The sequence below is a fragment of the Sinorhizobium glycinis genome, from assembly GCF_001651865.1.
GTDB lineage: Bacteria > Pseudomonadota > Alphaproteobacteria > Rhizobiales > Rhizobiaceae > Sinorhizobium > Sinorhizobium glycinis.
The window spans coordinates 16,335-29,282 of record NZ_LPUX01000044.1; the positions used below are offsets into that span (position 1 = coordinate 16,335).

Genomic DNA, 12,948 nt, shown 5'->3' on the forward strand with positions numbered 1-12,948 from the left:
TCCGCTTTGATGACTGGCGTGGCCAGACGCACCATATTCGAACCAGCGCTGACACTGTCCCCCGAGGTCGTCGCGTGGATCAACGACATAGCGGCTTCACGCGGGCCGTTTCAGAGCCGTGTCGGCGACAAACCACTTTCGGTGTCGATGGAAGGACTTGTTTGGCAACACGAGTCTTCTGCCATTCCGATGTTTGACTGCATTTGGGATTTGGGAGGTGAAACGGTCGTCTTGTCGCTCTCTCGACCGCTTGTAGAGGCGCTCGTCTCGACAGTGCAGAGCGGGCTTGCTTTTCCTACCGAGCCAACTGCATCGCTCATTCTCGAACTTGCGCTCGAGCCGCTTATCGCTCGACTGGAGGATAAGACGAACCGGACCTTGCATCTCCTTCGCGTGGGTAAAGCCATAACATTGGCTCCTTATGTGGAACTGGAGATCGTCTTCGGCTCGGTCAGTGGCAAGGGTCGCCTGTCCCTCTTCTCGCCTCTTGATGGCTTGGTGCCGTTTGCGTTCCGCGCGCTGGCCGAACTGCTTGGCCAATTGCCGCGGCAACCGCGCGAGCTTTCCCCAGACCTTCCGGTCATAATTGCAGGTGAGATCGGCACGCTTCGAGCTTCGGCGGCGCTCCTTCGAAAAGCATCCGTCGGTGATGCTCTGTTGCCAGACATATCGCCGTTCGGCCGTGGCCAAATCGCTCTGTCTGTGGGTCAGTTATGGACCAGGGCAGACCTTGAGGGCGACCACCTAGTCCTGCGGGGACCTTTCCGCCCGCAATCACGCCCCTTGGAGTATGCGCATATGACAGAAACCGAATCGCAACTAAGGCCGTCGGATGCCGATCTCGATGACATAGAGATCGTGCTTGTCTTTGAATGCGGCCGCTGGCCCATCTCTTTGGGCGATTTGAGGAGTGCCGGCGATGGGCATGTTTTTGAACTTGGGCGGCCAATCGATGGCCTTGTAGACATAGTTGCCAATGGTCGGTGTATCGGACGTGGCGACATCGTGCGCATCGGAGATGAGTTGGGCATCAGACTCCGTGGAAGGTTGGCATGCAATGACTGAAATGCAGCCGGCAATTCTGGCCCTTCTTGCGATAACCGCGGCACTCGGCTTGCTGGTGTTAGCGGTCGTCACAACCACGGCGTTTGTAAAAGTATCAGTTGTTCTGTTCCTCGTCCGCAACGCACTCGGGACCCAGACGATACCACCTAACATAGTGCTGTACGCAGCCGCACTTATCCTCACCATGTTCGTCAGCGCACCCATTGCTGAGCAGACCTATGATCGGATAACAGATCCGAGACTCCGTTATCAATCGCTCGACGACTGGGCTGAAGCCGCCAAAGCAGGAAGTCAGCCCTTGCTTGAACATCTCAAGAAGTTCACAAACGAAGAGCAGCGGCGATTTTTCCTCTCCTCGACGGAAAAGGTCTGGCCTGAGGAAATGCGCGCTAGAGTCACAGCAGATGATTTCGCCATTCTTGTTCCATCTTTTCTGATATCAGAACTAAAGCGCGCGTTCGAAATCGGCTTCCTCCTTTATCTACCCTTTATCGTCATTGATCTTATCGTCACGACGATATTGATGGCCATGGGGATGTCGATGGTATCCCCGACGATTATAGCTGTCCCGTTCAAACTATTCTTGTTCGTCGCTATTGATGGCTGGTCAAGATTGATGCACGGACTTGTGCTCAGTTATACGATGCCGGGAGCTTTATGATTACCGGATCCAGTATTGTTAGTCTAATGAGCCAATCACTGGTGGTTTTCATGATCTGGATTCTGCCACCGCTCATTGCATCGGTGATTGTTGGCCTAACCATTGGCATCATCCAGGCAGCAACGCAGATCCAGGATGAAAGCCTGCCACTCACTGTGAAGCTCCTGGTCGTTGTCGCGGTGATTGGCCTGTTTGCGCCTGTGCTGAGCGCTCCGCTCATCGAGCTCGCGGACCAGATCTTTACCGAGTTTCCAGCAATGACACTCGGCTATTAGTCTGCGCTATGTATTTGTCACCTGCCGAGATTCAGATCTTGCTCCATGCGGCTATCGAACTCGTTGCGGCAGCCGGTCTTGGAGCGGCCCGCGCGCTGGGCATAATGCTGATCCTTCCTGTATTTACACGATCTCAAATTGGCGGGCTGATCCGCGGCTGCCTGGCTATCGCCTTCGGACTACCCTGCTTGGCACACGTCAGCGACGGATTGCAGGCGCTGGATCCGGAAACAAGTCTGATCCAGATACCCCTGCTCGGACTAAAGGAGGTGTTTGTCGGCGTGCTACTTGGCACTTTTCTCGGAATTCCTTTATGGGGCCTTCAGGCTGCGGGTGAGTTTATCGACAACCAGCGCGGCATCACCAGCCCGTCTACTCAGGCCGACCCAGCAACGAGCAGTCAGGCTTCCGCTATGGGAGTATTTCTCGGAATCACTGCAATTACGATCTTCGTCGCAGCGGGGGGCGTGGAAGCTGTGCTCAGCGCCCTCTATGGTAGCTACTCAATCTGGCCCGTATATCGGTTTCAGCCATCATTGAGTACCCAAGGCGCAGTGGAGTTATTCGGGCTCCTCGACCACATCATGCGCACGACATTATTAGTCTCGGGGCCTGTAGTCTTCTTTTTGGGACTGATTGATATATCAATGATGATGCTACGTCGCTTTGCGCCACAATTCAAATCTGGCCAGCTCTCCCCGCCGATCAAGAATATCGTCTTTCCGATCATCATGGTTACCTACGCTACCTATTTGCTCGAGGGCATTAAACTTGAGATCACGCAAGCGGACGGCACGCTTGGGTGGCTCGACAAGTTGCTGAAATGAGCGATACGAGCGAAGAGAAATCACACGGCGCTACCCCTAAGAAGCTGAGCGACGCGCGCAAAAGAGGTCAAATACCGCGTAGCTCGGATTTTGTCCGCGCGGCCGCCACTTGCGCTGGGCTTGCCTACTTATGGCTAAGAGGTAGCGTTATCGAAGATAAATGCAGGGAAGCGCTACTATTAACCGACAAGCTGCAAAACCTGCCTTTCAATCTCGCGGTCCGGCAGGCGCTGGTTCTGCTAGTCGAACTCACCCTGGCAACCGTTGGCCCGCTGCTCTCAGCTCTTTTTGGCGCGGTAATCTTGGCTGCATTACTGGCCAATAGAGGATTTGTATTCTCTCTCGAGCCAATGAAGCCCAACTTCGAAAAAATCAATCCTTTTCAATGGCTGAAGCGCTTGGGGTCGGCGCGTTCGGCAGTCGAGGTTGGCAAAACGCTGTTCAAGGTGTTGGTTCTCGGCGGGACCTTTTCCCTCTTCTTTCTCGGTTTATGGAAGACGATGGTGTATCTGCCGGTCTGCGGAATGGGCTGTTTCGGCGTCGTCTTTACCGGAGCGAAACAGCTGATCGGAATTGGCGCCGGCGCACTTCTGATCGGCGGACTGATCGATCTGCTGTTGCAGCGTGCGCTATTTCTGCGTGAAATGCGCATGACGAAGACGGAAATAAAGCGCGAGTTGAAGGAACAGCAAGGAACGCCAGAATTGAAGGGTGAACGGCGTCGCATTCGCAACGAGATGGCTAGCGAGCCTCCGCTTGGTGTGCATCGCGCCACGTTAGTCTACAGAGGAACTGCGGTGCTGATCGGTCTGCGTTACGTTCGTGGTGAGACCGGAGTTCCGATCTTAGTTTGCCGCGCCGAGGGCGAGGCCGCTTCAGATATGTTTCGCGAGGCGCAGAATCTGCGTCTCAAGATTGTCGATGATCATGTCCTAGCGCACCAACTCATGAGCACAACGAAACTGGGCACCGCCATCCCCATGCAATATTTCGAGCCCATCGCGAGAGCACTCTTGGCCGCAGGTTTGGCCTGAGCATCCCTGAATTCGGAAAAGAACTTTGAAGACATTGACTTCCGGGCGTGATTCCTTTGGCTTTAAGTCGGGACGCAATGGATGGCCCAGGAAGAAACAGTGCTGCCGCAAGCACATCGCACGGCGGGATCATCTGGCAATCGGTTCTGCGAATGGCGGCAAACGTGGCTCGCGCTTGTCGTTCAGGTTTGGCATGTCCGTCGGTGGCGACACGTTGTTTCAAATGGTAGTTGTGGCTGAGAATCGATAGAGGTGCCGCACGTGTTGGGGTCGGACGTAACGGCGGCCGCAGGGACGCTGGTCCGGCGCCCCCGCCATATCCGTGCGTGCAGAGTTCCCGCGTCATGACGCGTGCCCGGGTTAAAGCAACAGGGTCGTAGACTTCGAATGGCAACACGTCTGTGGCGGACATTGCTCGTCGCCACGAGATCGATCGTTCATTTTTTTCTACAGATGGCGTCAAATGCTGCGAACCTCAGCGATAACGTCGACGCTTCAGCAAATTGGAAACGCGGCGGCGCAAACAGTAGGCTTAAGCCCAAACTTCCACGACACGTCCGTTCCAGCCAGATCTGCCACCCAAGCCGATAATGGTTCAATGGTTCCGAGCTCCGGCCGTCCGCGCAAGCAGCAACAGAGCCAGTGAACCCGAGTATTGGCAAATAGCGGTAGAAAGCTTTTTGTCCGCGCTGAAAGTCCCACTAGTCAGCTGAACGTCAGTTGTGCGGGTCTATCTTGACCCGTTTCCCCTAGCCAGCCGCTCTCAATGCGAAAAAATAGGAGTACAAGATCGCCATGTACGGTCGAATTGATAGCTCGTCCGATTTCCACTACACGCAGAGTGCCAGCAAGCAAACGGATGCAGAAACCCAAGAGTTCGCGGACACGTTTGCCCGAATGCACTTAGACAGATCGGATTCCAACGGCGGTTCATCCAGATATACCCTCGATCACGAACCTCCGGTCGTGCCGATTGATCTGAAGACGTTCAGGAGGGAGATCAGGAAATTTCATGGCAAAGAAATCACTGACATCGCCGACAATCCACAGGAATATTCAGACTTCGTGTCCGCAAAAGCCAGACGCACTGCGGACGTTGCTCAGCAATACGGCATTCGTCGGGATTCTGAGAACGCTCGATATTTCAGTTACCAGTTGGGAAACCAGTGTGTTGGACTGATGAGAACGGAAGGTGGGTTCAGCATGGAAGAAGAGTTCGAATCCAAAAGTTGGAGAGACCAATTTCCTGGTCACCAAGAGATTACCTCCACCGTGGATCTTCAAGTCGCCCATCCTCTCGTTGAGAATGCAGGCGATATTCTGCTCGAGCACCAACTTCGGAGGGACGGCGAACGACCGTTGCTGAACTGGCGCGCGGAAAACCCAGAGGCGAAAGCCCGTGCAGCGATGATGGGGTTTGTTGAAGTGGATGATTGCGACATGGTCCTTGACCCCAAACAGCATCCCGACAAATGGACGCAGACCAGTGCCGCTGAATGGCGGCGTAAAGACAAACCGCCGCTCTATCTCCGCAAATTTGAGGATGCTGAAACCGCACAGTGTTCAACCAGCTGCTCTTACGAGACTTACGAAGATGACTTCATGTGACCGGATTCTCGCCAGATTTGGTCGCGACGGCCGGGCCCCATCTGCCAAGACCGGCCCTCATGTCATGGACAGGGAACGAAAGAGCGTTACAAACTGCCACGCGCTAACGAGCGATACCCATTCGGTGTTTAGGCGCAAAGGAGCTTGAACGCAGGGTTTCTTTGAGACCATCGTAGTAGTTCGTTCGGGGTTTTGCTCCCGAGTCCCGTAAAACACCTCGAGGCCGTTCTTTACATTGAGGCCGGAGCGTCTTTGATGCCCGGCCTCTTTTGCCATCGGGTGGCTCCGACACCGCAATGGCGATACGCAAAGCAGTTGGTCTCGCCGGCCCGAAGTTTCGTGTAAAGCAAGCCTTTGCGCATTCGAGGCTTCATCGAACCTGAGAGAGCTTCACGCTCGCGCAAAATGCCGAATTTCTCGCCCTGCTGGTCCAACTGCACACGTTAGCGTTTTTTTGTCCTGGAGCCGACCGGCTCTTCGAACAGGTTGTCGCTTGCTGTCGGCATGCCCGTTGTATGCTGATGTCACTCAAGTGCATCGGACTGAGCGCCGCCTCGGCCTGCCGGAGTTCCAGGGAGTCCAGATCGTGCAGCACGTTTATATGCAATAGCGCTTCTTTTTTTGACAATTGTCAGCTTTTCGAAAGCTGGAGCTCATAAGTAGATGTTATCTACAATTCGCCGCTAAGGCAGGAGTAGCTGATGGTCGGAGTGATTGGAAGTGGAGTTGGCTCCATCGGCGTTTCCCTGGCCCGCAAAGGGGGGCATGGACATTCGACTGGACAGCCGCCGCGCGATTCAGGCGGGCCCTCTGGTCACAACAGGCCGGATCGCGGGAGCGGCGTTACGGATGGCCCGACCATTTCTGGGGATCGCTCGCAGGCTGCAATTCAAAGCGAAGCCTTCGAACTAGCTCTTCGATCGGTTGCGCTGCAACTTATGAACGATGCCATGGCTGATGCCGACGAAGCTATGGCAGAAACTGAAGAGGATGCCTGACGCTGGGTGGCCCCCGTCAGGAGGTGCGTGCCGTTAGTGACGGCACAATTGTAACAGAAAGGGAAATGACATGTCTAAAATAGGTACTGTCACGAGTGCAGTTGGAGCTGGCGCCGCGGCTGGCCAGAACGTAGCGGCCAAAGGTGCTGGGGCTGCGGCCTTCCAGGCCCAAATCGCAGAACTGGCAGCGGTGAGCGCAGAGGCTACGGCTAGGAGTATGCTACTGCGCACTGTTACGACCGAGCTCCAGACAACCAAGAAGGCGGCGGATGAACGCGTACAGTGATGCGGATGGGGCTCTAGGCACTGCGTAGCACAATTGGCACGAAGTGGAGCCGAGATGAGCCGCATGCCACTCGCCGTGCGGCTTCTCTTTTGTCTGGATATCGTCAGTGAACGACGCCATTTCGCTTCAATTCAAAGTTATCTCAGGGCTCTATTGTGAACTGACTGGTACGACGGCTCTAGAAACCAGCTTGATCGGTAGCGGCCTCGACGCCGACATAGTCTTCGTCGAGCAGGGCCTCGCGCCGCATCATTTTCGCGTCACTCTTCTGGGCAAAACACTTGAGGTCGAGGCGCTTGCTGCCGGTCTCAGCATAGAGGGAAACGGGAATATTGCCGCAGGCGAGCGGGTTGTCGCGCCCCTTCCTGTCGTCATTCATGCAGGCGCGATGTCCATTCTCTGGTCAGTGCAGGATGCAGCGTCATCTGGTTCGATCGGTAAACCACGCCTCTCGATATCTGTGCTCGCCTTGGTGTTGCTCGGTTCTCTCGGGATCGGCGTGCTCTCGGCCATTTTCTCTTACTACGACAACGCTGTTGTATCGAACGCCGATTTATCTGGTGATGCCCGGGAACCCAAGCTGCCTGATAATCGCACTGATGATGAGACTGCATTCACAGCCGCTAAAGCCCTCCAACAGGAAGTCGACAGAGCCGGTCTGTCCAACATTAAGATCAGCGCCGCTGAGGGTGTTGTGACAGTCGAGGGCACGGTCACGTCTGCTTCGGCCATCAGTTGGCATAAAGTGCAGCAGTGGTTCGATCATCGCACGAGGGGCGCTCTAGCGCTGTTGAATGGAGTGATTATCGACGATGAGAAGGCGCCATCCGCAATCGCAGTCGAAGCTGTCTGGCGTGGGTCGCTTCCGTATCTTGTCATCAAAGGAGAGAAATATTTCGTCGGCGCTCTTTTGGACGATGGTTGGATGGTCGAACGGATCGAGGACGGTCGCGTAATGCTAAGCCGAAATGGCCGCCTTGCTGCTCTCCCGTATTAAAGTATTCCAGCGCAGGGCTGACGATCTTGGACAGACTTGATGACCGGTCAACTTCGCACTTGCCTTTGAATCTTATGCGCAGCCATCCGCTGCAGGGGTCGGCCTCACGGACGACGCGCCTGCGGTCTTGGAGCTACGTTGCACCTGTGTAGCAGCAGAGTGTTCAGAAACGATCGTGAAGGGACCTCATGGCCAACGCCCTGCGTAAATTCACCGAGTATGCGCCGGCCAACCCGGACTTGATGGTCGCGTTGATGCTGCTTCTGGCCGTCAGTATGATGGTCATGCCAATACCGGTCGTGGCGGTCGATGCGCTGATAGGCTTCAACATGGGTTTGGCTGTACTGCTGCTGATGGCGGCCCTGTATGTCAGCACGCCACTTGATTTTTCCTCTTTGCCCGGCGTCATTTTGATTTCCACGGTATTCCGTCTGGCGCTCACCGTCGCGACGACGCGACTAATCCTGGCCGAGGGCGAGGCAGGCAGCATCATCCACACGTTCGGCAGTTTTGTGATCTCAGGCAATATTGTCGTGGGTTTCGTTATATTTCTGGTAGTGACCATGGTGCAGTTCATGGTTCTCGCGAAAGGCGCCGAACGCGTGGCAGAAGTGGCGGCGCGCTTCACCCTCGATGCTTTGCCAGGCAAGCAAATGGCGATCGACGCAGAGTTGCGGAACGGTCACATCGATGCCGACGAATCCCGCAGGCGGCGCGCCGCATTAGAAAAAGAAAGCAAACTTTATGGGGCGATGGACGGCGCGATGAAGTTTGTGAAGGGTGATTCCATCGCCGGGCTAGTGGTTATCTGCATCAACATGCTGGGCGGAATTTCCATCGGCCTGCTCTCGAAGGGCATGTCGTTCGCCCAGGTGCTGCATCACTACACTCTGCTGACGATAGGTGATGCGTTAATCTCGCAGATTCCCGCCCTGCTGCTCTCAATTACAGCGGCAACCATGGTTACTCGTGTAACTGGGGCTTCGAAACTCAACCTCGGTGAGGACATAGCCAATCAACTCACCGCCAGTACACGAGCATTGCGGTTGACGGCCTGCGTCCTGGTGGCCATGGGCTTCGTTCCTGGTTTCCCTCTGCCTGTCTTTTTTATGTTGGCCGCAGTCTTCGCGGCGGCAAGCTTCGTCAAAGGTGACGTCCTAGATGCCGACAAAGTCGATGCTACAACTGTAACTCCGGCGGAGTCTCAAACGCGAAACGTGGCTGCGCAGCCAAATCCCATTGGCGTCTTCCTCGCGCCGAGCCTTACGAATGCGATCGACCAGGTCGAATTGCGGCAGCACATTGCGCGTATTTCCCAACTAGTCTCGGCCGATCTCGGCATTATCGTTCCTCCGATCCCAGTCGATGTCGACCAGCAGCTGCCCGAGTCGCAATTCAGGATAGATGTCGAAGGCGTGCCCGTCGAACAGGATTTGATTAATCCGGCGCAGCTTTCCCTCGCAGACGATCTGAAGAAGATTGAGTCAAGCGGCATCCCTTTTCGGCATGATCCTGAAACCCACAGAATTTGGGTTGAACAAAGCCACGAGCCGGCGCTCAAAGCCGCCGGTATCCGGCATCATAGTCCCAGCGAACTCCTTGCGATGCGTGTCCATGCGACGTTGACTTGCCATGCGCCGCGCTTGGTGGGTATCCAAGAGACCCGCCAACTACTGGGCCGGATGGAGCAGGAATACTCTGATCTGGTGAAGGAGGTGCTGCGTACCACGCCGATCCCCCGGATTGCAGATGTGCTGCGCCGCCTCTTGGGCGAAGGTATACCAATCCGAAATACCCGGCTCGTCTTGGAGGCATTGGCCGAATGGAGCGAACGTGAGCAAAACGTCGCCCTGCTCACGGAACACGTTCGTTCTGGAATGAAGCGGCAGATCTGTCACCGCTATGGCAGACACGGTGTCCTACCTGCCTTCGTCATGGAACGTGAGACTGAGGATGTGGTGCGCTGCGCGGTTCGGGAAACGGCTGCAGGCCCCTACCTCGCACTAGAGGATCGGCAAAGCGAGGCGCTGCTGTCACAAATGCGGCAGGTCTTTTCGAGCACGGCACCGGGCCAGACGCGCCCGATCGTCTTAACTTCAATGGATGTCCGACGCTTCGTCCGCGGTTTTCTTACCCGAAACGGTATCGAGCTTGCCGTACTGTCTTATCAGGACCTCGCCTCCGATTTTAAAATTCAACCCGCCGGATCCATCAGGCTCCCGCCCAGTAATGGAACGTCAGGGGAACCTCGCAGTTTCCGCCCTTCTGCCACTACTGGATGATAGGTGAGAACCAAACATGAATTCACATGAGAATAGAGTCGCCGCGCCGTTGCTTTCATTTCGTTTGAACTTAGTTCTCTTCGCAGTACTCTCCGTTCTGCCTCTCGGCGGTTGTGCTAGGTGGGATAACCCCGTTCTTTCAGTGAAGGAGACGTCAGCCCCACAATTGCTCGGCGCCAACCAAATCAATGCGGCTACGCGCCAACGCATTTTGCGCGCCGTCGGTGAGGATGCTCAAGAGCGGGCTTTGCGGGATGATCTGAAGCAGCATCCAGGCAATGTCGATGCGGCAATCCGTCTTACAAAAGCATTGGTGGCGCAGAAACGCCCGCATGAGGCGCTTCAGGTTTTAGACAACGTCTTGGTCGTGACCCCAGACAATTTGCGTGCATTGAATGCGAAGGCAGTCATCTTGGACATTGAGGGGCGGCATGACGCGGCACAAGAGCTGTACCGGCAAGCTCTCGAAACGAACCCAGAGAATCAGATGTTGCACCATAACCTCAATCTGTCTCTTGCGTTTGAAGGGAAGTCCGAACAGAGTACTTTGCCACAATCGCGATAACGTTGCTGTGATGACCATTCACCTTTGAGAAGCAGACGCAGGCACGTCGTGCGTGCCTGGGGACGAGGCAGGCCCTATAGCAATTGAGCGCTGAACACGACACTAAAGGGACGGAACTGAGCGGCTAATCCTATTTTCTGACAGCGGCTCTGGTTTGAATTGGCGCTGTGTCCGTGGCGCTCGACACCGAGGGCGCGGCCGGCGCGCGGCGTACAGCGTTTTGTCGGTCCGGTTATTGACCTTGCCCCCATCCGCCTATCTCAGGGTCGCGTTACCGCTGAACTGCCGTTGTCCTGACGATCATCATCGGTTCGCTGCGCTCCAGGATAAATCCCAGCCGAGCTCACGGGTGCAACACGCAGGCCAGGGTCTTTATAATAGTAGTGCGTAAATGGGGGCTCATCAAATGGAGCCAATTTGGTTCCCTAGGCGATTAAGCAGCATTCTGCATCAAAAGTGTCACCCTACAGAATAATGATAGCATTAATATTGCAGCATAGTGTAGCTTCTGACTCTTCGTCCGGTAGTTTCGTTCAGACGATGGTGCTGACCGATATCGCTACGGGCTGGACCGAGTGCGTGCCAGTCCGCACGCGCGAAAGCGGTCTCGTTATCGCTGCCCTCAATCAGGCCCGCTCGCTGTTTCCATTCCCGCTGCAGGGCGTGGACTTCGACAACGATAGCGCCTTCATGAACGAACGTGTGGTCTGCTGGTGCCGAAGTCAGGGATTGGAGGTGACCCGTTCGCGAGCGTATCGAAAGAACGATCAGGCTTGGGTCGAGCAGAAGAACGGCGCGATCGTGCGACGGCTGGTCGGTTACGGAAGGCTCGTCGGCGCGGAGGCGACGGTTGTCCTTGGGCGTCTCTACGACGTGGTGCGTCTGTACGGCAATCTGTTCCAGCCTTCGTTCAGCTGCGAGAGAAGACACGGATCGGCGCCCGCGTCGTCAAACGCTACCATCCGCCCGTGCCGCCTATCGCGCGGGTGGTTGCCCATTCCGGTGTGGCCGAGGCCGATAAGGAGCGGCTGCAGGCGATGTTGGAAAGGGAAGATCCGGTGATGCTGTTTGCCGGAATTCGTGCCGCACAGGAGGAGCTCGGAAAGCGGGTCGATCGCCGTGGCTTGAATGCCGGGACCGAAGAACCGCTCGCCATCGATCTGCAGCGATTCACCGTGAGCTTGAAGACAGCCTGGCAGGCTGGAGAGAAACGGCCGACACATCGGCGGCCCTATCGGCGGACCAAGCCTTACCCGAAAAGGCCGAGCATGCTGGAGCCATTCGAGCCCCAGATTCGAGCGTGGCTTGAGGCAGATCCGGCGCTCTCGGCAGCCGCGGTGCTCCAGCGCCTTGTGAGCGCCGATCCGTCACGCTTCACCAAGAAAGCGCTGCGGACGGTGCAAATGGCCGTCAAGGCTTGGCGCATGGAAATAGCCGGGCAGATCATACTCGATGGCGACTGGATGAAGCGCGCGCCCGTATCTCCTCCCGCCGCGGCGGGAGGAGATACGGGCCATCTCAATGCCCCCAACTTCAGTAACATTCCTGGGTGAGGCAATAGGAGGGGTCAGTTCTTCGATTCGCTTGACATTCCGGCTCTATCTCCCCCGATGCTCTCTCAGAGGTATATTCACGCAAATCGCCATCGCACCGTCATTCTCGCATTGACCTGTGGAACGACCATGAAAGGGGCGCACGACGATATCGCGTCCTGCATCAGGGTTCTGGACCAAGTCGGGATCGATCCGCACCGACGCTTTGTCCACGTCGAGGGCGCGCTGAATGCAATGGTACTTCCCTTTGTCGATGGCTTACAGAGAGGCATCCGCCCTTCTTTCCGGCAGTCGAGGGTCTTCCGCCGTCAGCTACCTGCGCTCAGATGATGCGACCCCGATGGGATCGCGAAACGGCCACGCCGTTCTCGCGATTTGGAACCGGCCGATGCGCCTTGACATCGCTGGTTTCCGCAACAATCCCCGTGCCTGCATCGAACGCGCGGAGGGCTTCGCAGCAGCACTTCGCTCGGTGGGCGTCTTGGTGTTGCTCAATCCGTGGTCATTGACGGTTGTGTTTCCAAAACAATCGGGGATGGCTCGTCAACGAATACCAACTCGCATGCAATGGAGGTTCTGCCCACGCGATCGTCATGCCAAGCGTCAAAGCAGATCTCATCTATGATCATGGCCTTCCTTGGAGGCAGCTTCCTGATTGCTGGTGACGGCCTGACGACCGGAAGCATTGTCGCGTCAGCCTCGCTCTTGTCGCCGACCTAGTGGTATCCGCCTAACATAAGAGTCCGTATGGGATTCCCGTGCGTATGCGAGTGTGGCGCATGCGCACAGGAATAGCC

Annotated in this window: 12 protein-coding genes; all 12 read left to right on the top strand. The window is 56.1% G+C overall.

What is annotated here, in order from left to right:
- Nucleotides 1-9: 9 nt before the first annotated feature.
- Nucleotides 10-1,065, top strand: coding sequence for a type III secretion system cytoplasmic ring protein SctQ (sctQ, locus tag AU381_RS01135; RefSeq protein ID WP_034859390.1), 1,056 nt, complete (start codon nt 10-12; stop codon nt 1,063-1,065).
- Nucleotides 1,058-1,726 carry a type III secretion system export apparatus subunit SctR gene (gene sctR, locus AU381_RS01140; RefSeq protein WP_014857564.1) on the top strand — a complete coding sequence of 223 codons (669 nt, stop codon included), beginning with the start codon at nt 1,058-1,060 and terminating at the stop codon, nt 1,724-1,726. The genes sctQ and sctR overlap by 8 nt, the downstream gene beginning before the upstream one ends.
- Nucleotides 1,723-2,001, top strand: coding sequence for an EscS/YscS/HrcS family type III secretion system export apparatus protein (locus tag AU381_RS01145; RefSeq protein ID WP_014857565.1), 279 nt, complete (start codon nt 1,723-1,725; stop codon nt 1,999-2,001). Before sctR ends, AU381_RS01145 begins: the two co-directional genes overlap by 4 nt.
- An 8-nt stretch (nt 2,002-2,009) precedes the next feature.
- Nucleotides 2,010-2,828 (top strand): type III secretion system export apparatus subunit SctT, encoded by an 819-nt coding sequence (gene sctT, locus AU381_RS01150; protein WP_014857566.1) that lies wholly within the window; start codon nt 2,010-2,012, stop codon nt 2,826-2,828.
- Nucleotides 2,825-3,862 (top strand): EscU/YscU/HrcU family type III secretion system export apparatus switch protein, encoded by a 1,038-nt coding sequence (locus AU381_RS01155; RefSeq protein WP_014857567.1) that lies wholly within the window; start codon nt 2,825-2,827, stop codon nt 3,860-3,862. Before sctT ends, AU381_RS01155 begins: the two co-directional genes overlap by 4 nt.
- 795 nt (nt 3,863-4,657) lie before the next feature.
- Nucleotides 4,658-5,470 carry an effector protein NopP gene (nopP, locus tag AU381_RS01160; RefSeq protein ID WP_014857569.1) on the top strand — a complete coding sequence of 271 codons (813 nt, stop codon included), beginning with the start codon at nt 4,658-4,660 and terminating at the stop codon, nt 5,468-5,470.
- 701 nt (nt 5,471-6,171) lie between these two features.
- Entirely contained in the window at nt 6,172-6,468 is a 297-nt protein-coding gene (locus AU381_RS28020) for a nodulation protein NopC (RefSeq protein ID WP_010875097.1), read from the top strand.
- Between the two features lie 392 nt (nt 6,469-6,860).
- Complete coding sequence (locus AU381_RS01170) at nt 6,861-7,751, top strand: SctD/MshK family protein (protein WP_014857572.1); 891 nt, start codon at nt 6,861-6,863, stop codon at nt 7,749-7,751.
- A gap of 188 nt (nt 7,752-7,939) precedes the next feature.
- A complete protein-coding gene (gene sctV / locus AU381_RS01175) occupies nt 7,940-10,033 on the top strand; it encodes a type III secretion system export apparatus subunit SctV (protein ID WP_014857573.1) in 2,094 nt (697 codons plus the stop codon).
- 16 nt (nt 10,034-10,049) lie between these two features.
- Entirely contained in the window at nt 10,050-10,598 is a 549-nt protein-coding gene (locus AU381_RS01180; RefSeq protein WP_015633401.1) for a tetratricopeptide repeat protein, read from the top strand.
- 540 nt (nt 10,599-11,138) lie between these two features.
- A complete protein-coding gene (locus AU381_RS30605; RefSeq protein WP_153458867.1) occupies nt 11,139-11,660 on the top strand; it encodes an integrase catalytic domain-containing protein in 522 nt (173 codons plus the stop codon).
- The gene (locus AU381_RS30610) at nt 11,603-12,151 is read left to right on the top strand and encodes a hypothetical protein (protein ID WP_244425045.1); all 549 of its coding nucleotides are present in this window, start codon (nt 11,603-11,605) and stop codon (nt 12,149-12,151) included. The genes AU381_RS30605 and AU381_RS30610 overlap by 58 nt, the downstream gene beginning before the upstream one ends.
- Nucleotides 12,152-12,948: the final 797 nt, after the last annotated feature.